The sequence below is a fragment of the Providencia sp. PROV189 genome (genome assembly GCF_028480065.1).
Taxonomy (GTDB): Bacteria; Pseudomonadota; Gammaproteobacteria; order Enterobacterales; family Enterobacteriaceae; genus Providencia; species Providencia stuartii.
The window spans coordinates 200321-226751 of record NZ_JAMPOG010000009.1 but is presented as its reverse complement, the minus strand read 5'-3'; the positions used below and the strand labels follow the sequence as shown (position 1 = coordinate 226751).

Sequence of the window (26431 nt, the reverse complement as noted above, 5' to 3'; positions counted from 1 at the left end):
CTGGGCTATAAGCAGGATAATTATGTCAATTATCATTCTATTTAACATAATGGCTCTTACATTTTGGGTGTAGATAAGACCCATTATGTCAAATTAGTTACTTTTGAATAGAATATTCCATTTGCCTTGTAGAAAAAGAGACGCCTTGTTTTTCTGCTTCATTAGACCAATATTTTGCCATCTTTTTATCTTTGGGAACCACAAAACCTCGGTCATAAAATATTGATAAAGCTAGTTGTGCCTCAGGAAAGCCAGCCTCAGCAGACTTGCGAATGTAACGTTCTGCTATGATAGCGTCTTGATCAACTCCTTTACCATGTAAGAAAAGAGTGCCTAAACCATAGTATGCTTCAGCTGAGTTTCTCTTGATTGCTAGTTCGTAATAATTAAAAGCTTTTTGGTAGTCATGTGGGTAGTTCTTACTGTAGTGGTATATATAACCAAGCTTCTCTAATGCTTTTAGAGAACCCAAATCTGCGGCTTTTTCAAATGCTTTAATTGCTGCGGTCATATTAACATTTGTCCCGATACCAAATTCATAAGCGCCACCGAGCAAGTAGTAAGATTCCGGTGTTCCTTCAATAGCAGTTTGCAAGCTAACAACTGTAAATGCGACGAGGCCGGATCCATAAGTCCCATCGTAGTTGAATGGTTTGGAGTGAGCGAACGGAATGGTAAAACAATATGATATTATTAGCGAAAGAGCGAGTTTGTTCATCGTAATTTATTTCCTTATAAGATTATATTTATTCTATCTAACTTAAGTGATATTTTTAAGCTTATCAATCGATTTTAACTAATTATGGGTGCTTGATTTGCAGTGCGTAATGACGATAAGAAATTTACTATGCCAATCCCATTTCCATTTGATTTTAAAAATCCTGGCTATACGTAGGTGTTTGAATGGCGAATGGAGCGATGGAAATCACAGGAGCCAGGCGTTACGGAAAAAAACGTGATATGGGAATGAGTTGGTTAACTGTAGGATTGGCTTGCACAGTATGTAATTTTAATCGTGGCATCAGCGTAGGCATTGGTAGCTGTAAAGAAGAGTACGTCGATAAAATTGGTGTGCCTAAATCGTTGTTAGAAAAAGCGCGTATTTTTATGTCTTATCTACCGGCTGAATTTTGTTTCGGTTGGGATAGGGCTAAAGACGCACCTCACATGAGAATTAAATTCCCTTATACTTACTCAATCATATCAGATGAGTGTGGTGATAGTATTGTGTGGGGAGATCGTGCGAGTTTTTATATTGTCGATGAAACCGCTTTCCTTGAGCGACCCACTTTAGTAGATGCTTCACTCTCTGCGACAACCAACTCCCGACAAGATATTTCAACCCCTAAATAGTAGCAGAGAAAAGCTGGCGGAATGGAACAATAAATAATAAATTGCATTTAAGCATCAAGTCACGTTGTTGATTCCGGTGCTTACTTTCCATGATTAATTAAGGAACTAAGGTTGATGAAAAGCCGTTATCAGATTCAATTTTCACTATCGAGATTGGAAGTAGAGAAAATACAAAAGCTAATACAACAGCCTGTTGTTATAGATAAAGAAAAAATGCCATACAGGTTATTCACTAAGCTATGGAATATATTTTCAATGATATCGATTGCATTAGGGGGCGTATTATTAATAATTGGATATGAGGCTTATTCAGTTTTGGATGAATTTTCTGTTCTTAAAGACTTAGGTTTTTTTTCCTTTTGTGGCTTGATTATCTCATTGATATGTCTGTATATAACATTTCGCATAGAGCAGCGTTACATAGAAAAAAACGAGAAAAAAGAACAAAGTAATCCTGACAGACTAGTTAAGATTAAAATTAATAGGAAATATATAGACAGTATTATGAAAGGTACTCTAATAAGGGTATTTTGGCAAAATATAGAAGAATGCTATATCAAGGAAGAATACATGTTTATTTTTGCTTTTGATGGTGAAGGAGCCGTTATCCCAGCGAGTGCTCTAGCAGATGGTGAATTTCAAGAGTTATATCAGTTTGTTAGGGAGCAGATGGCTAGCCATAAATCCAAATAAAAAGACCGTCAAAGCATAAGCCAAGGTAATATGAGCCTGTTTAGAAATTTGTGTATTTGCCTGATTTTGATATGTTCAATCTAACATCAAAAGCAGGTTGTTTTATGGACGAAAACAATTATAGGCTCTGGCTAACGAATTGGTCGAAAATCTCAAAACCCTTGAAGATCTCAACCAGTTCGATCGCCTGCTGAAAAAATCAGTATTGAAGCAGCGCTCAATGCTGAAATGACTTACTACATCGGCTATGATAAAAACCAGTCTAGAGTAAGCGTCAGTGCCTGCAATAGCTATTCGACAAAGACGGTTTCTACTGGCGACGGTGCGCACTTTCCGCGATTGTAACGACTCCTTCGAACCGCAATTGGTGAAAAATAGATCGATATGGATAACCTGATCCTGTTGCTGTACCCAAAGGTATGACCACCCGTGAGGATGCTGTTGCCTTCAAAGAGCGGTATGGCGCCGATGTTTCGCCGGAGATGGCCTCAAAGGTCACTGATGCCGCGATGGAATAGGTTGTTAAATGGCAGAATTGGTCAATTGATACTGTCTATCCCATTGTTTACCTTGACTGTATTTCCCTAAAAGTACAACAGAACAGCCTCGTCATTAACAAATTCGTATTTCTAGCACTGGGTATCAATATCGAAGGCCAGAAAGAGCTATTAAATATGTGGCAGACCGAAAATGAAGGCGCAAAGTTCTGGCTTAATATGCTGACAGAGCTGAAAAACCGTGGTCTGAATGATATCCCCATTGCGCGTTGACGGGCGGAAAGGCCCCCATGCCATGTATCCGTAGGCACGTATCCAGTTGTGTATCACACATACTCAAGAGTTCTCCTTTTATCCCTTGATATCAGGAAAGAATAGGGCAAATAGTGGTACATCAAAGTTGTTCAAAATAGCTAAAGGCTTTCATGAGATCACTTTCGCTTTCTGGCTTATTCAAATCTACGCCTGTCGCTTTCATTGTGATTTTAAATAGCTCTTCCCGTGTTATACCAAGTCTAGCAGAAACATGATTAGCGCAGCTTCTAACATGGGATGCTCTTTGATTTAAAGGTAATTCAGAGTTGAGGGCTTTTGATCTCGAACTATTGTGTGACATAAATTAACCCTAATAAATTCAACATGAGTTATTGTAACATTAGGAGACGCTGAAATTACAAGCTCGTACTGATGGACAAATTTAAAATAAATGATAGGCCAAAAATGAAAACTAACAAAAAGATAATGGAATTGGGTGAAAAGCTTAAAGATAGACTGCCACTAGAGCGAGTTATTTTCGCGGTCGAATATGTTAATTATTGTGAAAGTCCTTTAGCTTTAGAAACGTTACGTGATTATATCGAAGAATACGATGTAGTGATTACTCATGATGAATATAATTCCTTCATCGAAATAGCAGAAGAATTAAATATCCAGCTAGATACGAAAGACTTAATTGTGAGGTGAAAAAATTGAATAACCACAGTGCAAATAAGCACTCAGGATATACATCAATACGTTATCATAAAATTACCCTAGTGCTACATTAAGGTTTCAGGTGGTCAAATTGACCGTTAGTAGATAAAACTCATTAATAGTTACACCTATCAGATGAAAACTATTTTTGGGTTAATAGTTCAATATTTGACAAGGCGCTACTGTTGTTAATGAATAATTAGGTTAGCGTAAAACTCTAAACGAAGGTGGTAATCATGAATTTTCAGCATTTTCGAATAGCTAGGCCAGTGAGCAATTTAACAAAAAGTCGTGAAATGTATTGCGGTGGGCTAGGGCTAGAAATAATTGGCTCATTTTCAAATCATGATGGTTTTAGTGGGTGCATGTTAGGAAAAGTAGAGCTGGGTTGGCATATTGAATTTACGGAATGCCATGAGCACCCCGTATCACCATCCCCTACAAATGAGGATTTATTGGTGCTGTATATCCCAAATCGAGAAGAGTGGCTTGATGTTTGTTTGAAAATGGATAATGCAGGATTTAATAGAGTGAGATCATTTAATCCATATTGGGATATTGAGGGAGTGACATTCAGTGATTGTGATGGGTATAGAGTTGTTCTACAGAACGGAAAATGGGGCTAGTGTATTACACGGTTAAGATTATCTTTGCTTGGCGTTTCAGTATCTGCAATAAATTGATTATTGATGATACTTATGCAACATTCGTAATAAACCCTATCATAGCATAATAGAATGATAATCGTGCTCACAAGATAGCCAGAAAAATGTATGTAGGGAATAAAAAGGGGCATTCAATCTATCTTTTAAAATAATTAAAAATTAATTATATCAAATTGCTAGTCCCCGCGTTGGCAATAAAAATAACCTTTATTACTAAATGACTAGATGAATTTATTTTCGATGAAAATCATGCTTCATGATATTTTCAGATGCCCGTTCAGAATATAAATTTTACGTTAGGAAATTTTATGCATGATTTCTGATTATCTACGTCTGGCGCTGATATATCCTGCAAAATCCTTCCAGTAGAATGGTGATATTGTTCCGACTAAAAAGAAGATATCTTCCCAACGAATGATATGTACTTAACCTAGAAATAAGCAACGGTAAAAAAAGCAGTGGCATAGATAGCTAGAAAGTACCACTGAAAAACAAAGGCGCTTTCTTGAATGTTATGATGTTCATGATGCATTGCCAGCGGCGTTGCATTCATCTTATGGGATACGGGCTTAAAAGCCTACTTTTGCCATTGAGGCATGAATAATTTGCAAAAATCATCGACATGACAGAATAAATTAACTAGATTACGCATAGCGGGTTCCTCAGTGAAAAGTTATTTCTTGGTCGAAAGATCTGATCACAGAACCCGCTTTTAGTTCCTTTCTTTTTTGTTTTTCTTATCCCGAGTTCAGGTTAATTAATAATTCAATGAAGTAATCAAGAAAAAGATAATAAAAATCAGTAAAAAAATGGCAGATAGACCAACTAATACACGAAACATATTAAGCAGATCAATGGCAATGCTAGATTTGTTGTCATTTTTGTTGATTGGCTTGGAACTTATCCCTTTAAACGACAGCCAAATAATCAAGAGCAACACGGGACCTAGAATGAGCGTAGTAATACCTAAGACAATGGGGACTAAAGCCATAATGTATTCCTAATCTTGCGATGCAGGTTTCATAAGGAGAAATTATACAAAAATACGGTAACAAAAATAATTAATGGAATAAAAAATGAAGCAAAAAATGAGTAAAGGCACCCAGACATAGAAGTATCACCTTTATATTTATGATCCATATAAAGGGCTATGGCTGTGAATGAAATAAACGAAACAATGAATGCAATAAAAAGAGCAGCTCCTAAGTCAGCCATAATAGATAAGTTCCTGTTCAATCGAAGTTGCCAGTATACATAAGTTAAATATTTATAGCCATCAGCTAATCGCTAGTGGTTTTTTCATTTATGGAAACAGTCATGTTAAATAAGAGGAGTGCGGCGCATTGTTGCTGCCTCATGTGTTATCTATATTCCTTATGTAGTGAGCGCATACTGAGAATCAAACACAATGAATACCACCGTTTGGGTTGTTTTTCTGGAGATCACAGTAACGTTTGCTGTGGATAGAAGAAATGACGTGACAGCGGGACAATCAAAAATCTATTTTTATGAGTGGGCTTTTTAATCAGCGAAGAAGATAAACACGATGGCTAAACCAGATTGGGGGACTTTAGCCGGTGCATCTTGCCAGTTATTTGTGGGGGGAAGGAGGGGAAGTTTGGCGTTGAGGCAATCACTCGCTATTAAGGTGATGCGCTTAAAATGGCCACACAACATTTAGGGGTGGTGAAAACCCGAACTGAATTAACCAGCAAAGGCGGCGAACCTATCAAAACCGAAGTTGCAAACATGATTTCACAAGAAGTTGCCGACGCTTATAAAAAACTAATGGGTTAATTACTGGAAATAGCCGTTTTAGCGAAAAAATAGGTTATGCAAAAACACCTATTTTACGTACGTTTTATTCACTGAGAATTTATGCATTTTTAAGGAGTAATTTAGATAAATGGTGCTTATCTGCAGAAACTAAATTGAACCTGTTTTCCGTAGGGGTAAGCACCATAATTTTAAATAAAAATGTGTTAGTCACATTTAAGTGGGGGGCAGGATGCCCCTTAGGGGGTGTCGTTTAAAAGAAACAATAAAAGCATTGCCACGGCGTTATTAATCATATGCAAAATAATTGGTGCCATAAGCGAATTAGTCTGAATTCTGACATGGCAAAAAATAACGGACATCACAAAAATCATAATAAATGTGGCAGGTGAATTATATTGATGGTGTATCATTGCAAATAGTACAGAGGTGATAATAATCATCACATGCTTGCCATTTGGGCCGTAGCCCATTCCGGCATTCAGTAAAAAGCCTCTGAAAATAATTTCTTCAATAATTGGCGCTGCGAAAACGACTGACACGACCAGAATAAACTGATGCAATGGTGATAGGGCGAGCATCTCAAGTATCGATGTTTCATCTTCTCCGTAAAACATAGTTGCAACAGATAATATGACCATTGCTATTATTGGAAGCCTGAGATCTGAAAATCGTACTGTGCCGAAAGGCATTAGCCCGGTTCGTTTCTGGTAATATGCTCGAGAGAACAGGGAATAAGGTAAGATAAATAGAATCGTAAATAGTGGCCAAGCGGCTAAGGCATCGTTATAGGTGGTTATTCCAGGAAATGCCAGTAAGGCATACTGAATTAAGTACCAACCTACAAAAAAACTGACGCAGACCAAGCTGTGTAGAACTCTGTCCATAGATATCATTATTATCCACATTGTTTTGTTGTTTATAAACGTTGATTTTAATGTATTACCAATAAAAAACCAAAAAATATTGGTTTTGTTTCATTTGCCATTGTCGAAGCGCTTAAGTGGATTATATTAAATAGCCCCTAAATGTAAGGAATTGACTAAGCCAACTCCTTCCCATTTGATTTAAAAATACTGAGCTATTTCCTGCATGATGAGCATGTGACAAAGACAATCCAGCCCAATTTATCATTGATTGGGGGATGATTAACGACCCACGTAATCCTGAGCGTGGCTTACCCTCGTATATTCCATTTACTGCTCTTTCCTTGGCAGGAAGAATGGGCTAAACGGTTTATCAGTAACGCACTAACAAAATATCGTCGTCTGTAATGAGGCGGCGCTAATCTCCCAGAGCGAGAATGATACGTATGATAATGTAAAACAATGCTATTAGCTTAATGAAACTTAATTTTAACTCTTATCTGGAGTAATAGCTATCATATATCTAGATATGGTGTATAGCTCGTAGGCTTACAATGATGTTGATGTGGGGCACGCACTGCAAAAGTAAATATACCTGCTCGTAATAAAAGTAAAATCGCAATACCAAGGCCAGCCACGAGCAAAAATCACACTCAGGATGAGTAAATTAAAAATGCATTTGACCTTGGTTTTGCTTGCCACGAAAAAACCATGGAAAATTAGCTAAGGTAAAGTGAGTGCTGAATATCACAGGGAAATTTGTTGCAGGAATTACTTATCTGCCAGTTGATGACTTAAAAAGTATCAACAGCGTATTGATAGTGCTGCAAACTCTTAATGAGCCAATAGAAGTATTGAACTTCAATGATCTTAGTTTATCCCAATCAAGTTCAAGTCATGTGAACTATTACCAGCAAACAGATGATATGTTTGTTCTTGTTTCATCTTTAATTAAAAGCTGGATAAGAAACCACCCAGTTGCTAATGCGAATAAATGAACCGCTATGATGGCGAGTTGTGTTTATCTACTGCTTAACGGTTATGAGTTAACTACCCCAAAGAATGAGGTCATAGAGATGGCTAATGGAATGGCGACCAAAGAATATTCGCTTATTGAGTGAGATGGTTGGTTAAGTTTCTGATTTAGGCCTTTTGACTTAAGACAATTGTGTGAGTAAACGGAGACAGCAGCCATCTCAATCATCAAGATAAAGATAGACTAGTTCACTGTGGCGATTTTCCTATGTATAAAAAAGTCGAAGGTGTTATCACCTCAGCTATAGATAATACCATCATCGACCAACCTGCTCATTTCGCTAACAAAATTATTGGTTATTCAGATAGCACATGATTTTAAGGTCGCAGAATTATGTAAGACAGAAGTGTTTATTTGAATAGCAAATAAGTGATACTGATTAGAAAGGGAAGGTATCCAGTATTGAAAAGATATAAAGAATAATGTTAACAAGAGATATATCACTAAAATATATACGATTATATCAAAAATCTTTCCCGTGTGCTGATTGCGTTCAAATATAACAATATAAATCTTATTTAAGTCTGAATAGGATTTATATTAACTAGCCATACGGGAACAGCAATAGTTAAAATAACAAGTCAACAAAAAGCAACATCGCTACACATATGCAGATATAAAGAAAAGGGGGATGCCATCATCTTGAGCAAAGGAGGGTGCAACCGATACTGCATGCCCCTCTTTCTTTAATGACGCTAACTAACAATGTTCACCAAATAAATACATTGTGTGATATTTTAATTGACTTGAGAGTCTTCTTGCTCAGCGAATGCTTGTAATTCCCTGATATATCTATGCCATTGCCTTCCCTTTATTTCTTGAGCGTATTCACGAATAGGGAGGGTTCGGTCATGAGTGATAGAGTGGTCGATTCGAGAAATTTCAAATATAACAACCTGTAGTGGTCAACTAAAATTGGCCACTGTTTTAGAGTTTTCCCAATATAATCGTTCTGACTCATTGGGAGTTAGACCACCGTTATACTGATGTGGCCTGAGTTGACAGTAATATCCAATGATGTAGCGAGTGATCTCTTGTTGAGCCTCAGCAAAGCTACGATAACCCACCGTTGGCACCCATTCCGTTTTCAGACTTCTAAAGAAGCGCTCCATCGGCGCATTATCCCAGCAATTTCCTCGGCGCGATAAACTCTGCTTTATTTGAAAACGCCACAATAATTGGCGGTATTTACGACTGGTATAGTGACTACCTTGATCGCTGTGGAACATGACACCTTTAGGCTTACCACGAGACTCATAAGCCATCGAAAGAGCTTTGCCTGTTAGCCTAGAATCAGGTGATAACGACATCGACCAACCAATCACTTTGCGGGCAAAAAGATCGATAACAACCGCTAAATACATCCACCGATTACCTGTCCAAATATACGTAACATCGCCAGCCCAGACTTCATTTGGCGCAGTAACCGCAAACTGACGACCTAAGTGATTTGGAACTTCAATATGTTCTTGTGAAGCTTTTCGGTAACGATGTCTTGGTACTTGGCAACTCACTAACCCAAGCGTTCTCATAAGCTTTGTCGCTCGGTATCGGCTCAGATTTACACCCTGATTTGTGACTATATCTGCAATGGTTCTCGCACCCGCAGAGCCATTGCTTGCGGCATGAGCCTCACTGACCAAGCTGCGCAGTTTTACTGTTTCAGCATTAATTACCGTTGGGCGTTTAAGCCAATAGTGATAACTACTTCGATGAACATTGAAGACTTCGCATAATGTTTTTACGCTGTAGCTCTGCTTGAGTTTCTTGATTATCAAGAATTGTTCAGTGAGTCCGACATCAACAGAGCCGTGGCTTTTTTTAATATTTCATTATGCTCTTCAAGGCGAGCCAACTTCTTTTTTAATTCCCGAATTTCTATTTGTTCAGGGGTCATCGGTGAAGCTTTAGGTGTTTTTCCTTGGCGCTCTTCTCTGAGCTGGCGAACCCATTTATCCATAGTGGACTTGCCCACATTCATGGCTTGGACTGCTTCAGTCACTGAGTAGTTTTGGTCTAGGACTAACTGCGCTGCTTCTAACTTAAATTCTGCGCTAAATAGTCGTCTTGTACGTTTTGTCATAGTGTCACCTGTTAACTTATGAGGTGATGATATCACCTCTAACTAAGTGACCAAATTCACTATGCCACTACAACCATCTCTCCATTAACTAAGTAGGTATAAATATTTTCACCTTGTTCAATCATCTCATAAATACAAAATACTGATTTTAATTCGGTAGGATGAATCACTTGCCTTAAGTAAGGGACTATCACCTCATTTTGTTTTATCATAAATTTCTGCATATAGTCTTGAGTGGTGTGTTTATTCTTCATTTATAAGCCTTTTAGCAATTCAGGGTTTAAATAACTATATATTTATAACCCGTCATAGTGAATGATCCCTAGCAACTGGCTCTCCAATTTTTGAGGACAAAACAGAAGATCAGGTCTCTGTCAGCAGTAGGCGTTCATAATGATCTATGGTTCGTTTAGCTCTTGAATTATTTCTGAAGAAAAGAACGATATTGACTCATGACTGTGTTTGGATAGTCGTTCAAAATGCGGTCACTTCATGACAAATCGTTTTTTGATGGATTCAAAATATTCAGTAAGATAATTGCCTATCTGTACACTGTATTTAGTGAAATTTCCTGACAATGATTCTGTCTGTAAAGTAATTTATCACGCTACCAAGTCAGCCTCTAAACAGTGGCGTATGTCAATTTGAAGCCGAAGGCAGGCGATGCATCGCTTTATTATTGAGCTTAGTGACAGCATAGATGACTATCTTAAATGCAAGGCAAATACACAAAGGTATTTTAGGTGCGGATATAAATTTATCCGTAAATGCTTCCCTCTCAGCAATCGCTTCCTTTAACAACATAAATATTTATCATGGAAATAGCGGTTTATTTAATAAGGAATAAAAATGTTTAATGTTGCTATTATTATTTTTGATGAATTTACTGATATCGATTATTTTTTGATGCGTGATATTTTTGGTCGCTGCCGTGAGGATTGGAATGTTAGCGTGTTGGGCACTAAACCCTTTCACACATCTACTCTTGGGCAAAAGGTCGAAACCGATGGTCACGTCTCACTTGCAAATCAAGCTGATGTCGTTTTATTCAGCAGCGGTCAGCAAGGTGTGCCAAATGCACTTGCCGATAAAAGTTTTATGCAGTCCTTTAAACTTAACAGTCAGCAACAAATCATTGGTTCTATTTGCGCAGGCTCCTTTATCTTACATAAGCTTGGATTATTGAATGACATTCAAGCAACGACACATCCCGATGCAAGAAATGCGTTTATTAATATGGGAGCAGACGTTGAAGATAAGCCTCTGGTTATTCGTGGTAATATCGGTACAGCAGGGGGTTGTTTATCCGCCTTATATTTAACGGGATGGATAGCTGAAAAACTTTTTGATAGTGACAAACGTCGACAAATGCATCGTCAGATATTACCTGCAAACCAACACGAGTTATATGAACAAATTATTGTTAATGCAATTACAGAAGCCCAACACTAAATTACAATAAGTTTTATTGGTTTTTAAATGCGAAATGGATTGCGCAATAGTCTGAACCATCTGCTCAGCGGGTGGTTATGTTTTGTGCTATAGCATCGCTATTCTTATTAAATATGTCATTTTTTACCTTGAATATTGATGAAAAATCAAAAACAGAATTGTTCAGTTATAGATGAACAACGTCAGGGCTGATAGAAAAAAATGGTGCCGCGTGGTGAGTGTTTAATTATACATATTGCTCAATGAATGACCTTGATAAGGCTTATTTTAATATTATCGGGTGTATTACTGTTTTGATAGCATTATTATCAACCCCCTTTTATCACTGCGCATAGCTGATGATTAATATAACAATGTGCTACAGTGATTATTAGTATTTGAGTGATCCCTCAACTAACCAAAAACATCAAAATAAAGCCTCACGGAAGTGAGGCTTATGTATATGCGCTTTGCTAAAGAAACACTAAAGATCCTATACACGGTAAATGAATAAAGAATATTGCTGAAAGTACCAATATCAGGGTTAGCAATAAAAGGATTGAATGTCTAAAAAAGCTTACGGATTTTGGATTTCTCAGGAAAAATATTAATAAAAATGGGATGATAATTCCTAATATAGATACATAAGTTAGATACTTATCCAAATATTTAAACATAACTAACCCTATTTAAATTGGCTCTTTATATTGTCATTTCACGTACATAAATGGCCATTTATATCTGCCAGCTAGTAAGGCCGTCAGTGCCAATGACATTGTAGTGACAGCGGCTGCAAGGTAGCTTCCTTTAGAGTAGTGCGGCATAACGAGTTTTAAATTCCCAGTTATAGGCCACACCAGCCTTGCTCTTGCCATTATCCCAATTCACCGACCAAGTCATTAGGCCTTTAATCGACAAGTTTTTGGCATCAAGACGCGCAAAAGCATTATAGACAGCTTGTTTATCAATCACATAACCAGAGCCAGCAGCATCGTTGTTGGCAGGCAAACCGATAACAAATTTAGAGGGTGGAATTTTTGTATAACCGCGGGTACCAGTAACTAGACTTTCAGTCAGGTAATACAAAAAGTCTTCTTTCATTGCGTCACTATTTTGGGAGAGCCAAGCACCTTTACCGCTCGTGGTTTCATCAACCCAAATACCATCGCCACCCTGATTATAATATTGCGGAGCAATAAAATCATAATATCCTTCTAGGGCATTGATATAATCTAGATAAGCACCGTTGATGCGTAAATATGGGAATTCTGGCGCCATACTGATAATAAAGTTTTTCCCTTCGGCGGCGTAATGTTCTTTTACTTTTTTCAATGCGGCAGGTAAAACTGTTTTATTATTAGCTGAACTAATGGCGGTTTGCTCTAAATCGATATCTAAGCCATCAAAGCCGTAGGTTTCCACCAAACGGATAATTTCATTAGTTAGCTTGTCTTCGTCGCCAGTTTTCAATTGGATATGCGCATCGGCACCACCTAGGGAAATGAGTACTGCGCGGCCTTGGCTGTTTAATACTCCGACTTGACGGCGGAACTCGGCATCCGACAGATTGTATGGCTTGAAGGTTGGAATACCTTCGCCTTTCATAAAGGCCACGGCCACCACGTTATATTCTTCAGGAATGTCTGTCAGATTCATATTGGCACATTGCCCCTGCTGATAGCCATCACTGGCACCCGCGGCCCAATTGTGCCAAAAACCCATCATAATTTTTTTATTAGAGATATCCGGCATGGCGGCTGCGTCATCTACGACTTGTGTATTGATAATGTTATCTGAGCTCATAGTAACCTCGTTATTTTAGGTAAGATTAATTCCACACGCGCCAATATTGGTGGGCGTAAAGATATAATGCGTTTTTTTAACGAGGGTAAGGTGAAACCTTTTCCTGCCAATAATAAATTAAATTCAAGCTAACTGGAAAATGTAGGATGCTTTCAAAAAAGAATGTTTTGCTCTTAGATATATAATTTTTCAGATTAGTGGAGGCGTATTTATAGCAATGGCTATCTTCAAATGACTCACTAAAGAGTAAATAAATTATGACAGTAATTGTTACATATTATTTATAGCTATTATTCCAATTTATATTGACAATATTTATTGTCAGTATCATGCCGCGGTTTTCACTTATGAAGCGAGTGACGATTAGCTTTGTGAAATGGATAGATGAACCATAATCTGATAATGTTGACAAATTAGCAGGGGTTCGCAAGAGGCTAGAAACGACGTATCAAGTGAGCCGTGCAAGAAAATAAAATAGGTAATTCTGCTAGTATTATTGGTTACAGCGGAATAGCTAGTGTTTATTTTATAAATGATAATGATTGTTTATAAGTGGAATCTTATCTGCTTTGGTCTTTATTGTCTATTTTATGGGGGATGCCAAAGATATTACAACAAAATTCTAAAATTAGAGATTGGAGTGGTGAGTCGTGATAGAAAAATAGAGTATTTCGCTTTTAGTTAAAATGCTAGAATCATTCTACCGATGAAAATGCGATAGAGAATTTAAATGATTAGATTATTTCTATTTTTAATATTTGTGTTCCCTTCAATCACATACGCTGCAAGTTTTGATTGTGCTAAGGCTCAGAGTAATGTGGAAAAACTAATATGCAATACTCCTGAGCTATCTAAAGCAGATGATGAATTATATGTTGATTATCTGCAAGCAAAGTTAGTAACTGGAAACAGCGATGAATTTAAGAGGTTAGTTAAAAAGAATTGGGAATTGCGGGTTAAAAATTGCGATACAAAGTCGTGCTTGCTAGATTGGTATCATCGCTCAACGATTATTTATAGAAATATTGCTGCTAGCCAACCAGTAGATGAGCAAGATATATCTGAATTTAATTATTATTATAATTCGCCAGTAAAGTTAAGAGGCGTTATTAGATTAGAAAAACCAGATGGGTTCTTAACATTAAGAACAGATAATATAATTTCTGTCTCATCAAAAGAACCGGAAGATAGTGAGGGAGAGCCCACTGAATGGGGGATAGGTGCTTTGCATTTAGCACCAAGAAATTCAGATCAATTTAATCAGCTAAAAGAGATCCAAGGTAAAAAGGTAGATATCACTTGTGACCTATACCATGCAACCAATATTCATCACAAAACTCCGGTTCTTTGCAGTGTTGAACATTATGTTTTGGCCAAGTAATTGGCAGTATGGCATAAAACTGAAAACATAAAGTATCGTAGAAAAATGAAATAGGGCAACCTGCTATTCGTTTGTGATGAGTGACTGAAGGTACGATATTTTTATCTTTTTTTACCCTTTATTTTTTGCTCAAAAAATTTCCCTTTAAAAATAATAAGTTATATTATGTCGTAGAAATGAAGGTATTTTGCATAAAATCGTTGTAATTTATTGTTGCGCTAAGATTTTTTCCTGATAATTTATAGTGTACTGCCGCATAGGCAGCTTAGAAAAAAATCCAGCAGTATATTGTTATCCGTCCTGCGTGTACTGCCGCATAGGCAGCTTAGAAAGTTGAGCCGTGATTTCTTCTACTGATGGATCCCGTGTACTGCCGCATAGGCAGCTTAGAAAACGATGATAAAAGAAAACCCCGACTAGCGGGGGTGTACTGCCGCATAGGCAGCTTAGAAAGGCATCAACTGGAACAATCAGTACCATGACGCGTGTACTGCCGCATAGGCAGCTTAGAAAATAAACATTTGTAGTTCTCCGCGCTTACCTGCGTGTACTGCCGCATAGGCAGCTTAGAAACTGAAACTATCAGCTATTTAAAGCGACAGGGATGTGTACTGCCGCATAGGCAGCTTAGAAAACGACTGTGGAGATGAAACAAAAATAATCCAAGTGTACTGCCGTATAGGCAGCTTAGAAATTGGCGATATCGCACTCATGGATGATTTTTTGGTGTACTCCGGATGCAACTCCCGCTATCGCTGGCAACACCAGAGGAAATTGTAAAACCAAAACAAATAGTGAAAGTAAAACAAATTATGCGGGAACCATATATTTGACATAACCTAAAACAGCAAAGTTTATCGATTATATTCGTGAAGCATTACACCATCAACATGCAAAAAGGCATCTCTTAGTATTCCCAATGATTGAAACTCATTTAACTTATGATAATACGTCGACTCTACCTGTTCACGGGTAAGGCCTGTGAGGTAATCATTTTGTTGATTTGTTTCCCAATAAATCTCACCTTTTCCTTTTATGAAGTATCCTCTTAAAAATCCAGGCCATTTATCACGCATGTTAGATATCAACAGAGAGTGGCTATCAGGCTGTGTTGCTTGAAATTCATGAAAAAAATCACCTCTAAAGATAAAAATATTATTGCATTTAGTACATTGATAGATATCTCTTACATACTTGTATGCTACAGAAGCAAAATTATCTCTAGACTCCCCTTCTAGTTCATCAAGAAAATCATAGAAGTCTTGATCAGAGATGTAATAAGCCTTATAACTAAGATAATCTGTATTATCCCTAATTATATGACCGCAGCTACATTGAAACTTAGACATTTAATATTGACCTCATAATTCTGGATTTAGAATAAGATTATCGCCAATATTGATAATACATAATGTTAGATAAAAACATCATAAATATCTTAAAATTACCTAGAGTGATAAATATAACAGTATGTTAAATAAAAACACACTGAATTGACGTAAACACGGGCTTATAGGCTTACAAATCAAACTTGCTCATGGATATCTTATCAATTAATCTCTTTAGTAAATGGTCATTATTTTTTCCACACTGGGGATGGCTAATTTTTGAGGCGCTTAACCCATGATATTGGGTACGACTCATTGTATTTATTGCTTAGTCAAGTGAGATAATCTTTGATTAAAATACACTAGTATGAAAAGATTACCATTAATGTATTAGAGTAAGAGGAAATGCGTGTCAATGAAGGCAATATATTTATTACTGGGGTTGCTGTTTTCATCTTTTGCATTCTCAGCTGAAAACTCAGTGATGATCCTTGGCGATGATTATAGGCATACCTTAGTTAAGGAGCTAGAAGGGGCAACATTTGTAACTCATGGAAAGAATGACTCACTCATTCAGCAGGTTAAACAAGCATTTAATCAAGACAGTATTATTTTGGTTATTAACATGGCGGATGGACCAACTCAAAATCTTAGAGAATCCATCTTAATAGCAAGGCAATCAGGTCATAATTCTGTCCAAGTTTATTATCATGGTAAGCATTTACCAAAAGAGATGCTTAATGATGATGACTTTAAGAAGCTAATGACACTTGTTGTTAAGGAAGTTAACGAATTATTGGATCTGTATGAAATCCAAATAACAGGGGCTTATTATGATTGGGAAAGAGATTTTCCAGAAAAATTTCAGTTACAAAAAAATATTATGGCTAAATTTAGTCCAGAGCCTAACACGTTAATGACTGAAATACATAGTTATGCCTATGTGTTTACAAAGGAAGAAGCAAGCGATAATACTATCATCACTGATGGAACGGTATTGGCATTTGCTTGTCAGGATGTCATTGGTAATGCGACTGTTCGAAGCCAAGATCCCATAAAGAGAGGTGGGAATTATTCTCACATAGTATTGGAGTTAGAAAAGCCAACATTAATCCCTTTACACGCACGATGCTTAGGTACATTAAATAACACGTTAGCTATGGCTTTTATTACTTTATTAGAGAATGAGAAATAATGAAATATCATGATAGTTTTAATGTATTCAATTTGTCAGGCTGTATGTTATGAAATATTTAGAGCGTTATCTGTATCATATCATCTATTAAATTTTATGATAAATATAACGGTATCATTATCAATTTAACTATTTAAATTTATCAATATATTAATGCTAAATAGAGTATGTTGATTGAAATAAACGCCACTTATACAATTTAACGGAAAAATTCTTTTAGCGAAGAAGCTTTAAACCCTATTTAAATCCTTTACAGAACAGTATGTTTATTCTGTTTTATATAGAGTGCATATCAATCTCAGGTGCCTCAGCTAGAAACTATCCGAAGGTATTAGCAATGGGGCATCATTTCATTTGGTTTGCGGCAATTGAAAAAGTTATTGATGCTTTAGATAAATGATCGCTGATAAAAATTAGCAAACATGATATTTTCAGAATCACATTAAAATCAGATGGTTACAAAAAATATAACTATTGAAAATGAATTGACAATTTTCCGAGTGATTTAAGCGCGGTAATTGCGACCTCTTTATTAGGATCAAAGCAAAGTTCTATTAATCGGTTTAAGGTTTCTTCATTTTGGATTGCGTATTTGTAATCACCAAGGATGGATATCGCAGTGAGTTTAACTTCATTATTAGTTCCTTGTGTGAGCTGGATTAGTGTATTTAATATGATTTTTTGTCGTGAATGATTCATTTATTCATACCTAGCTAGGATATGTTAAGAAAAATCTGATTATAATCAGCCAAAATAGACATCATATTGTTATTTCTCCTTATTGCATTGTTCCTAGATGACAACTTTAATAAAAAGTATATGAGAAATTTGCATTTTATAAACAATAGCAACTAAATTTACTACGGATAGGCATCGGTATAATCACCATCTAATGTTAAAATCAGGGCGAAGTAGGTTTTTTATACATCCTATTAGTAAAATACATGATAGGAAAACTTAATAGCTAGTTAAATTAACTGAGCTAAGAGGTATTTTCACTATTTGAGTATAGAGTGCTAATAAGAGCCCAAAATATGGGCTCTCATCTATAAACGTCATTCATGTGTTATTCTCAACAAATTGAATGTTAATTACTTAAATTCACATCGATAACTTGATAAAAAGCATTTTGGGTATTATCAACATCCCATGTTGCAAGAATAATATGGTAACCTTCATGATCAGCGGGCACATCACATATAAAGTTGATATCCACTTCGATCAATGGCATTGCTCCATGATCATCTCTTTGACAAAATGGCGTTAACTCAAAAGCTGAACGAGTTAATGGTGCTGATTGATCCCAGTCATTTTTTGTAATAAAAAACCGCCAATTATCGGTTGCATGAGCCATAGTTAGATACCAAGTGAAGGTATTGAGACCCGTTTTCATATCAATTTTATGCCAACGGGTAGGTGTTTGCACATCAAGAGGACTGAAACGTTCTATACCACCTCCGCTAGCTATTAATCCATCAGGAGGCCCAGATTCTGGAAAGCCTTTTTGAGTTTCAATGCTCTGAGGTTCATATTCAGGCCCTAATCCACAATCATTGTTTAATGGTGTTTTTGGCTCCTTAAGATAGTCGTTAAAGCTACATAGATAAGCGCGACTTTCTGGCATCCTTATATAGCCATGGGCGCTCGCGTAGAATGAAAATAACGTTAATACAGTGCCTAATATACTTGGATATATTAATGGTATGATTAGATTTTTCATAATCACCTCGGACATAAAGATAAAGAATATTTACTGAACGATTATTGAATGATGTGTCAGAGAACTCATTCATCGTTTCAGTAATAATATTTTTATCATACTGACTTGCAGCAAAATTGAATAATTTAGTTCTTTATTTATTAAATTTTGCGTCATCTTTGCTGATTAATCATCTAATTAGTTAAATCTAAGTATTATTTAATGAGATTTAAGGGTATGAGAAGTTGAAATAGGGTAGAGTGGTATTATCCTAACCCTCCAAAGGAAAAGAGGGTTAGAACCAATAGCATTATTCAATCAGCATTAGGGGCCTTCGCCGCCTGAATCAATCCCTCCCATTCCTGGTGTATAAGTTATGCAATCTGGTTTGCCTGTAACAGGATTTGGTTCAGGTGAGCACCAAGTAACAGTGTTAGTCGCGTAAGCCGATGAACAAAGAATTGAAATAATAAATAATAGTTTTTTCATGATTACTTCCTTCTATTTGATAATCATGACTACTTTATTTTAATTATGTAGGCGAAGTTCATATTCCATTACTTAATGTGATGGGTGTCTCTTAAATCATCTTTTATTTAAGTGATTGATTTAATGCTCTTAAAAATAAGAGATGATATTTTACTATATGGGTAATTTATAGGTTAAGGTTGTTATGGCGTAATCATTAAAATATTTTATTGATTATGGTGTAACTGATATTGTGTATAACGTGATGTGTTAGTATGGAGAGATAAAGGTATTTAAATGATTCAAATAATTAACAATAAATTAGGCGAACCTACTAAAAGGTTCGCCATTCAATCATTATTTAATACTGTCATCTAATAATTCATTGAAATAAATGATTTTTTGGTCAAAATCAATAGCTATATTTTGATCTTTACACTCATTATTAGATATCATTTTACAGGAAGATTGTATGTTTTTTTCATGGATGCCTAACCATTCAGCTAATAAATGAAATAAATTCAGTCCACTCCTTTGCGCTGATATTATCTCTCTCGTATTTGAATCTGAAGAAGTAATAAAAAGAGGCGTTTCAAAAATTTGACGATGTTTATCACCATGGATTAGATCTTGTTGATTATCAATAAAAGAAAGCCCATGATCTGAAAAATATAACATAGACCATGAGTTTTTAGACTTTGATAATATGTCATGTAATAGAGATAACTGTAAATCAGTATTTTTTATACTTTGAACATAGCAAGATAAGTCTTTGCTTTTATAAAATTCATCATACTTATTTGAGATCATTTTACAAAATGGAGAGTGGCTACCAATTAAATGAACAACAATCAGTTTTTTCTTTGCAGGATTGTCGATGGACTCAATAAACTTGGGAATAATAGGGCCATCTTCTGTTAGTGGGTATACAAAGCTGTTTCTATATTTACTTTTAATGTGAGCAGTCGCACATTTGCAAAATTAACCATGATGTTGCTAATAAGGGAAGTAGATACACCAGTATAGATTTATTATGTACTGAGTTATGATTATGTTGTCATTTTTGACGTAACTTAGGGGTAATAATATGTTAAAAGTAATTGCAGAAGATTTTATCCAGCTTGAGGCTATAAATATCGTACTCCCACTTTACCGTGAATTAGTTGAAGCGACTAAGCGTGAGCCTCTCTGTATTGCTTATGATTTATATGTTGACCAAAAAGATAGGGGGCATTTTATTTTTATCGAAGAGTGGCCTGATCAAGCGGCCTTAGATGCACATTGTAAGAGCGAACATTTTCAACGCCTTGTTCCCATGATTAATCAATATCAGCGAAAAGAGCCTTCTTTTATATTTATGGATGACGCTCTAGCTAAAATATAAACACTATAGAATTTCTTTTCGATAAAAATCATTTGGGTAACTCTATTTTAATGCCATTAGTGTATAGCTGATGGTTATTTTATTTTTAATGGTGATGCAGAAAGGGCTAGGGGATAATTGGTCAATAGGTATGTTTAACTTTACTTATTTTGTTAACCGGGATTTTATTTTCTCTAAAAGGTAAAAAGCGACTTTCAGCTTAACTAATGATTTTATAGGGCCATCAAACTATCTGTTAGGTGTGTGAAATATTTATTTTGATAGTATTTAATGTATAAAAGGTTGGGTTAATTTTTTCGTCTAATCAGCAAGTGATTTTCCTTGTTTTTTACCCTTTAAATTTTTAAGGTTTTTATATCCTTTTAAAACAATAGGTTATGTTACCTGATAAAAAAGAAGGTATTTAAGGGGAAATTGTTATAATTTACTGTTGCATAAAGTTTTTTTACTGATAATTTATAGTTCACTGCCGTATAGGCAGCTTAGAAGATAAATCAAGGTGGCTTAAAACGCATAAAGCTGTTCACTGCCGTATAGGCAGCTTAGAAGAAACCAACACTAAGCGTTTCATTGCCTGATTTGTTCACTGCCGTATAGGCAGCTTAGAAGATTGTAATTCCTGCAAACGAATCAACCGGTGAGTTCACTGCCGTATAGGCAGCTTAGAAGGGTATCCGAGCCTCGGGTGGTGGACGACGCAAGTTCACTGCCGTATAGGCAGCTTAGAAATGATATTAATTTAGAAGATTTTCAAAAACAGCGTTCACTGCCGTATAGGCAGCTTAGAAAAGCAGAGCCTTGGCTTTGAGATGTTGACGGGGGTTCACTGCCGTATAGGCAGCTTAGAAATCTTTCATTCCTGTATAGGTAAAAGGCCATGAGTTCACTGCCGTATAGGCAGCTTAGAAAATTGCTATAATTCGACCGAAATCATCTGGGTAGCTCACTGCCATATAGGCAGCTTAAAAATACGTTTTAATATAACTTAAAATTTCTACCTTATCCTTTCTAGCACACCCTCAATAAGATTTAGTGATTTTCACTTATCATGCAGAATAAAAGACTGTTAGCCTTGATGCGAAGTCAGAATAAGGCTTATGATATTTTGTACATGGAGGCTATTATAGGAATATTACCTATGGTGAGGAGGGGCGTTGATGTGTATTTTGAAAATACCAGCTCGGTGGAGGTATTTATATGAATAAGCTTTTTCGAATGTGCAACCTATTGCTATTAACTGCAAGCTTCTCAGTGGTTTCTTTATCTTCCTATGCAGATCCCAATGGCGGTCATGGTCATGGGCAAGGAAAAGAGCATCAAAAAAATAAGCCTAACAAAGGTCATAATGGTAACGGAAAAGAAAAAGCAGATCATTTATCCTTAAATAAGAGTAATTCAATATCAGTATCATTAACTTACAATGAAGCAAGAGCACTCGCTTTAGACAGTGGTATTACAGGCTATCACGCGTTACCACCCGGTATTGCCAAAAACTTAGCTAGAGGGAAACCATTGCCGCCAGGGATAGCTAAAAAGGTTGTTCCGCCTTCTATGCTTGTACAATTACCTCATTATCCAGGCTATGAATGGAGTATTGTTGGTAATGACTTAGTACTTATTGCATTAAGTACAGCGGTAGTCACTTCGATTATTAATAATGTATTTGACTGATCTTAGTAATGTGTATTGAAGCCATTAAGTAATATATACCTGTTAAATTGAAAAAGACCGTTCATTTGATAAACGTTATCCCATTAGCCCTCAATTTTTTGAGGGCTATGCAATCAAAGGGATTATTATTTCGTTTTATTCTTTTCTAACCATTTTTGCATTTGCTCTATTTCTGGACCTTGGGCGTTAATAATCTCTTCTGCAAGCTTTCTCATTTCAGGGTCGGTGCCATATTTTAATTCAATTTTTGCCATATCAATTGCCCCTAGGTGATGAGCGATCATACCTTGCGCAAATGCAATATCTGCATTCTCTTCATTCATACTTTTGGCCATATCTGCATGCATTTTATCCATAGATTGGTTTAACTCTTTTTGCATTTCGTTGCTGGCAGGGGCTTGAGCATGCATAGAATGATTTGAATTAGCAAAAGAACTAAAGGAGGCGATGCTAATGGTTAAAATTGCAGCGATAGGAAGCATTTTTTTCATGATAAATACCTTATTAAAAGGGGATTAAGTTAGGTTGACGATAAAGCTTCCCCTAAGGTTAAGGTCAATGGGGTAATAACAGATTTAATTTATTTTACATATAAATTGATTTTTATACTTAACTCATTTAATTGAGAAAGACGCAGTGAGTCTGAAAATAGTGGTATGATAAAATGAAATAACGATTCTTTATAATAGTGATCTATATCAAAAATTTCGAATAAGCGCTTATCTGTTTTTTACTGGTTTATATAAATCGAATGGATAATTAGATGCGTGGTGTTATTGGTTTTATGTATTGTTCGCCATGTAAATATACTCTTTAATTATTTTTAAATATGGGGTTTATGTGGTAATTGATTGATTTTAAGGTTGAAGTTTTTTTAGGCTTTATTGTTAAAGTATATCTTTTTATTTAAATTTCATAAAATAAATTATCAATGTTAATGATAATGATTTCTATTTGAGAGTCTATTCTAGGTTGTTATATACTCTGATTTAAACAGGTGTGGTGATGATTCAGGGGTTATTAATGGCTATGCAGAAATAGTCTCTTAATACGGGGGGAGATTAAGAATAATTAGGTTGGGTTAATTCTATAAATATTAAAAATCCTTTTTATAGCTAATGGAGTGAAGCTGTTATATTTATTACGTTTTTAAAATTATTTATATTATTAAATAATGGTCTTCACAATAAATAGCAGGCAGGAAAATTTTTATAAAAATGAAAATTAACATAGATATTTTATTCTGTAAATTTGAATCCTTATTTGAGTGATAATCAACTCATTATTTTTACTGTTATTTACTGATGTTCAAAGTGTTGCTATGCCATCAAAAATAATATTGAAAGTTATTGCAAATAACAGTTACTGATAGGGGAGCGCATCTGCAATGTTGTATGTTTATTTGTTGAGTTTTTATGCAGTCATTGTGCTTAAAAAAAGGAAATGGAGTGGGGGAAAGAATCAATGTATGAGGCTTTATGATGTAGATCACATAATAAATTCTTATGTTTTCATTGTGGTTATTATATGAAAGGTAATTGAAATTTATATAGGCAATATAATAGTCTTAATTTTTCTATTTTTCCATTCTATAGGCCTAAATTTATCCTAAGTTAGGATAATTGTTTAACCGTCTGTTTTTTAATGATATTTGTTATTTTTTTATTCGATTTGGCCATGGTTATAGCGTAAAAAGAAGTAAAATACCTACAAATGGTAATGATAATAATAACTATTTGCAATTGGGTGGGGTTGATATATACTCCGAATCGATCATTTATTTTAATGAATCTGTTGTGAGTAGATAGTTATATTTAATATGCATTTATCATTTATATGGCAAGGAATATTATGAAAAACCTATCATTAACAGCATTAACAATTGTTTTATCGAGTGTCGCGTTTAGTACTAGTGGAGAGACGGTTTCAGGACAGAGCCAAGCGTATGATTCCAATGGAGTTGAGGTGAATGTTGGAAAAACACAGTTTGCACAAGGCACCCATAGTGGGGTTATTGGTGATCCTGGTGTCGGTTTGAAAACCATCGCTAACGGTACAAGAATTGGTTTTTCTGGTTTTAAATCATTAGCACCAGAGAATGAGCAAGGTGTCAATGTATTACCTGCATCAAGTGGTGGCCATGGAGGGGCGATGGGGGAGTTTCATTTTACACAAGTTGCTAATGCAGAAGTCTATTTTGGCGACTGGTCTAAAACGGGGAGTGTAGGTGACCAAACTCATACTGCTTTCTTCTCAGGTAAAGAAGCCACAGAGTCGGTACCAACCGCGGGGCAGGCGGAATATACCATTGCTGGTATCAATCAATTTGATGGTCCAGGTAAATTAAGCGGTGTATTTAATGCTGATTTTGGTTCGAAAAAATATACAGGCGCTCTAAATGGTCAATCTCTTAATATTACTATGAATGGTAACATTCAAGACAAAGGGCAATTTTCTGGTAGTGCAATAGCAAATGGTTCAATTCAGGGTAAAAGCTCAGGGCAGTTTTTTGGCAAAAATGCTGATGTTGTCGCGGGTATAACCACCTTTGATAGTGACCATACAAAAGACACTTCGTTTGGCGGTTCAAAAGTGCAATAACTTATATTGCGGGTGGAAAGGATTTCCACCTATTACGATTACTTTAATAGAACATTGGTTGATATTTATGGGGTTATTTCGAGCGGGTATCCTATGGTTGTTACTTTATAGTAGTGTCGCCATCGGAGAGATAAGTGATATTGATAATTATCGCTTTTTATTAAAAGATAAAGCGGAATTTAGTCGAAAATCTCCCGTTATTGAAAATAATAAACCGTTTATTAAAGATGACATCAAAATTAATTTCGATGGTAAAGAATATCAGGTTAGTAATACGCTTAATGAGATGGGAGTGGCTATTTATATTGCCTTAAATCGTGGGCAATACGATGACGTAGAACGTCTATTATCATATTACCAACAATTAAGTGGATATGACGTTTTACTTGTTGAGTTTGCTAAAGCACAAATGGCACGTGCAAATCATGATTATGCTCAGGCTATTTTTCACTACCAAACTATTTTAGCGCTAAAACCTGATTTTTTGCGTGTCGAGCTTGAATTAGCTCGAACTTATTTTGAAGATCAACAAAATAATGAGGCATCTTCACAGTTTAAACGGGTATTGGAAAAGTATCAGCAGCAGTTACCACAAAGTGTATTAGCTACAATTTCACAATTTATTACGGAATTAAGTAAACGAAATAGTTGGTCAGGAAGTTTTTCGGTAGGTTACGGTTACAACTCTAATATTAATCAAGTACCGGGGGATAAAAGACAGCGTTGCTACAGAAATGCAGTGCAGCAGTTTTGTTATGGTGCTGGCTTGGCGGATAAAGGCACCAAATTTATCTATGATGGTGATATTAAACGTACCTTTTCACTTTACCAGCATCACAGTTTACTGTTTAAAGCATATACCTATGGCAATAAGTATGATGGTGCTGCCGAGTATAATGAAAATACCAGCCACATACGGGTTTATTATCAATATCAGGATGCAAAAAAATCATTCGCTATTGGCCCAATTAGTGAATTTAAATGGGTAGGAGAGCGGCGACACTATTATGGTGTTGGAGTGGGAATGGAAGCGGAGTATCGTTTTTTACCCCAGTTTTCGCTGAGTACAGTGATTGATCACCAAAAAATAAACTATCGTTCACCTTATCAAAGCCAAGATGGTAATAAGAGTCAGGCTTATATCACAGGGATTTATGCTCTTAGCTCAGATGCAGTGATATTTGGTGGTGTAGATAGTGGGTATGTGAATAAGGTTTATGATAGTGACAGTTATAAACAATATGGCATAAGAGGAGGAATATTTAAGGACGTTAGTCAGTATTATCATCTATTGGGGATCGCCAGTTATAAGCAAACTCGATTTAATGCTCCGCAATATGCGTTGGGAAGTCAAAATCGAATGGATGATGAACAACTGTATTTGGCTAAGTTAAGTTTACCTAAATACAGTATTGCCACAATGACACCATCCATTTCTTATAGGTATAGAGTCAATAAAAGTAATATTGATGCACTGTATTCATATCAACAAAGTGAAATTGAAATTAGATTAGAAAAACGCTTTTAAT

Annotated in this window: 24 protein-coding genes, 2 pseudogenes and 2 CRISPR repeat arrays; of the genes and pseudogenes, 14 read left to right on the top strand and 12 right to left on the bottom strand. The window is 35.9% G+C overall.

The window, feature by feature from the left end; translation table 11 throughout:
• Positions 1–97 precede the first annotated feature (97 nt).
• Positions 98–718: a tetratricopeptide repeat protein gene (locus PR833_RS08000; RefSeq protein ID WP_053110726.1), complete on the bottom strand. Its 621-nt coding sequence runs from the start codon at positions 716–718 to the stop codon at positions 98–100.
• Between the two features lie 185 nt (positions 719–903).
• Between PR833_RS08000 and PR833_RS07995 the strand changes: the two genes are divergently transcribed.
• The 3 genes and pseudogenes from PR833_RS07995 to PR833_RS07985 all read left to right on the top strand — a co-directional run.
• Positions 904–1353: a hypothetical protein gene (locus PR833_RS07995; RefSeq protein ID WP_272526014.1), complete on the top strand. Its 450-nt coding sequence runs from the start codon at positions 904–906 to the stop codon at positions 1351–1353.
• A gap of 114 nt (positions 1354–1467) precedes the next feature.
• Positions 1468–2046 carry a hypothetical protein gene (locus PR833_RS07990; protein ID WP_014658140.1) on the top strand — a complete coding sequence of 193 codons (579 nt, stop codon included), beginning with the start codon at positions 1468–1470 and terminating at the stop codon, positions 2044–2046.
• 127 nt (positions 2047–2173) lie between these two features.
• Positions 2174–2847 (top strand): annotated as a pseudogene (locus PR833_RS07985) (IS256 family transposase); the annotation flags it as partial.
• 90 nt (positions 2848–2937) lie between these two features.
• On the opposite strand, the gene PR833_RS07980 reads toward PR833_RS07985, so the two are convergent.
• Positions 2938–3159: a hypothetical protein gene (locus PR833_RS07980; RefSeq protein ID WP_004918835.1), complete on the bottom strand. Its 222-nt coding sequence runs from the start codon at positions 3157–3159 to the stop codon at positions 2938–2940.
• Between the two features lie 104 nt (positions 3160–3263).
• Between PR833_RS07980 and PR833_RS07975 the strand changes: the two genes are divergently transcribed.
• The 3 genes from PR833_RS07975 (at position 3264) to PR833_RS07965 (ending at position 5977) form a co-directional block, all read left to right on the top strand.
• Positions 3264–3506 (top strand): MafI family immunity protein, encoded by a 243-nt coding sequence (locus PR833_RS07975; protein WP_272526013.1) that lies wholly within the window; start codon positions 3264–3266, stop codon positions 3504–3506.
• A gap of 245 nt (positions 3507–3751) precedes the next feature.
• Complete coding sequence (locus PR833_RS07970) at positions 3752–4141, top strand: VOC family protein (protein WP_014658143.1); 390 nt, start codon at positions 3752–3754, stop codon at positions 4139–4141.
• Between the two features lie 1701 nt (positions 4142–5842).
• Positions 5843–5977, top strand: coding sequence for a hypothetical protein (locus tag PR833_RS07965; protein WP_272526012.1), 135 nt, complete (start codon positions 5843–5845; stop codon positions 5975–5977).
• 218 nt (positions 5978–6195) lie between these two features.
• Here PR833_RS07965 and PR833_RS07960 read toward each other — a convergent pair whose 3' ends face one another.
• Entirely contained in the window at positions 6196–6843 is a 648-nt protein-coding gene (locus tag PR833_RS07960; RefSeq protein WP_158002581.1) for a CPBP family intramembrane glutamic endopeptidase, read from the bottom strand.
• Between the two features lie 716 nt (positions 6844–7559).
• Here PR833_RS07960 and PR833_RS07955 point away from each other — a divergent pair.
• Positions 7560–7820, top strand: a complete 261-nt coding sequence (locus tag PR833_RS07955) for a type II toxin-antitoxin system death-on-curing family toxin (protein ID WP_193450772.1) — start codon at positions 7560–7562, stop codon at positions 7818–7820.
• 943 nt (positions 7821–8763) lie between these two features.
• Here the strand turns inward: PR833_RS07955 and PR833_RS07950 are convergent.
• Positions 8764–9941 (bottom strand): IS3 family transposase gene (locus PR833_RS07950; RefSeq protein ID WP_272526011.1). Its coding sequence is split into 2 segments (ribosomal slippage): positions 8764–9683 and positions 9683–9941, totalling 1179 coding nucleotides; the frame shifts between segments, so codons are not numbered across the junction.
• 59 nt (positions 9942–10000) lie between these two features.
• The gene (locus PR833_RS07945) at positions 10001–10195 is read right to left on the bottom strand and encodes a hypothetical protein (RefSeq protein ID WP_272526010.1); all 195 of its coding nucleotides are present in this window, start codon (positions 10193–10195) and stop codon (positions 10001–10003) included.
• A gap of 595 nt (positions 10196–10790) precedes the next feature.
• Between PR833_RS07945 and PR833_RS07940 the strand changes: the two genes are divergently transcribed.
• Complete coding sequence (locus PR833_RS07940) at positions 10791–11393, top strand: DJ-1/PfpI family protein (protein WP_014658147.1); 603 nt, start codon at positions 10791–10793, stop codon at positions 11391–11393.
• Positions 11394–12182: 789 nt separating this feature from the next.
• Here PR833_RS07940 and PR833_RS07935 read toward each other — a convergent pair.
• A pseudogene (locus PR833_RS07935) lies at positions 12183–13175 on the bottom strand (chitinase); the annotation flags it as partial.
• A gap of 730 nt (positions 13176–13905) precedes the next feature.
• On the opposite strand from PR833_RS07935, the gene PR833_RS07930 reads away from it, so the two are divergent.
• The gene (locus tag PR833_RS07930; RefSeq protein ID WP_004918873.1) at positions 13906–14556 is read left to right on the top strand and encodes a DUF4431 domain-containing protein; all 651 of its coding nucleotides are present in this window, start codon (positions 13906–13908) and stop codon (positions 14554–14556) included.
• A gap of 244 nt (positions 14557–14800) precedes the next feature.
• Positions 14801–15250: direct repeats of the CRISPR family, unit length 28 nt; unit sequence GTGTACTGCCGCATAGGCAGCTTAGAAA.
• 160 nt (positions 15251–15410) lie between these two features.
• Here the strand turns inward: PR833_RS07930 and PR833_RS07925 are convergent.
• Positions 15411–15905 carry a hypothetical protein gene (locus tag PR833_RS07925; RefSeq protein ID WP_014658150.1) on the bottom strand — a complete coding sequence of 165 codons (495 nt, stop codon included), beginning with the start codon at positions 15903–15905 and terminating at the stop codon, positions 15411–15413.
• 394 nt (positions 15906–16299) lie between these two features.
• Between PR833_RS07925 and PR833_RS07920 the strand changes: the two genes are divergently transcribed.
• Complete coding sequence (locus PR833_RS07920; RefSeq protein ID WP_014658151.1) at positions 16300–17079, top strand: elongation factor Tu-B; 780 nt, start codon at positions 16300–16302, stop codon at positions 17077–17079.
• 471 nt (positions 17080–17550) lie between these two features.
• Here PR833_RS07920 and PR833_RS07915 read toward each other — a convergent pair whose 3' ends face one another.
• From PR833_RS07915 to PR833_RS07900, 4 genes are all read right to left on the bottom strand, one after another.
• Positions 17551–17778: a HEAT repeat domain-containing protein gene (locus tag PR833_RS07915; protein WP_004918896.1), complete on the bottom strand. Its 228-nt coding sequence runs from the start codon at positions 17776–17778 to the stop codon at positions 17551–17553.
• A 388-nt stretch (positions 17779–18166) separates the two neighbouring features.
• Positions 18167–18799: a lytic polysaccharide monooxygenase gene (locus PR833_RS07910; RefSeq protein ID WP_272526009.1), complete on the bottom strand. Its 633-nt coding sequence runs from the start codon at positions 18797–18799 to the stop codon at positions 18167–18169.
• Positions 18800–19102: 303 nt separating this feature from the next.
• Positions 19103–19267, bottom strand: a complete 165-nt coding sequence (locus PR833_RS07905) for a hypothetical protein (protein ID WP_004918906.1) — start codon at positions 19265–19267, stop codon at positions 19103–19105.
• A 336-nt stretch (positions 19268–19603) separates the two neighbouring features.
• The gene (locus tag PR833_RS07900) at positions 19604–20203 is read right to left on the bottom strand and encodes a sulfatase-like hydrolase/transferase (protein ID WP_318574120.1); all 600 of its coding nucleotides are present in this window, start codon (positions 20201–20203) and stop codon (positions 19604–19606) included.
• A 130-nt stretch (positions 20204–20333) separates the two neighbouring features.
• On the opposite strand from PR833_RS07900, the gene PR833_RS07895 reads away from it, so the two are divergent.
• On the top strand, positions 20334–20630 hold the full coding sequence (locus tag PR833_RS07895) for a putative quinol monooxygenase (RefSeq protein WP_004918910.1): 297 nt from the start codon (positions 20334–20336) through the stop codon (positions 20628–20630).
• A gap of 461 nt (positions 20631–21091) precedes the next feature.
• Positions 21092–21599: direct repeats of the CRISPR family, unit length 28 nt; unit sequence GTTCACTGCCGTATAGGCAGCTTAGAAA.
• Positions 21600–21827: 228 nt separating this feature from the next.
• Positions 21828–22301, top strand: coding sequence for an anti-virulence regulator CigR family protein (locus PR833_RS07890; protein WP_163767579.1), 474 nt, complete (start codon positions 21828–21830; stop codon positions 22299–22301).
• A 125-nt stretch (positions 22302–22426) separates the two neighbouring features.
• Here PR833_RS07890 and copM read toward each other — a convergent pair whose 3' ends face one another.
• On the bottom strand, positions 22427–22792 hold the full coding sequence (gene copM / locus PR833_RS07885; RefSeq protein ID WP_036943814.1) for a CopM family metallochaperone: 366 nt from the start codon (positions 22790–22792) through the stop codon (positions 22427–22429).
• A gap of 1360 nt (positions 22793–24152) precedes the next feature.
• Between copM and PR833_RS07880 the strand changes: the two genes are divergently transcribed.
• Positions 24153–24902: a Slam-dependent surface lipoprotein gene (locus PR833_RS07880; protein ID WP_036943816.1), complete on the top strand. Its 750-nt coding sequence runs from the start codon at positions 24153–24155 to the stop codon at positions 24900–24902.
• Between the two features lie 67 nt (positions 24903–24969).
• Complete coding sequence (locus PR833_RS07875; RefSeq protein ID WP_249890338.1) at positions 24970–26430, top strand: porin family protein; 1461 nt, start codon at positions 24970–24972, stop codon at positions 26428–26430.
• Position 26431: the final 1 nt, after the last annotated feature.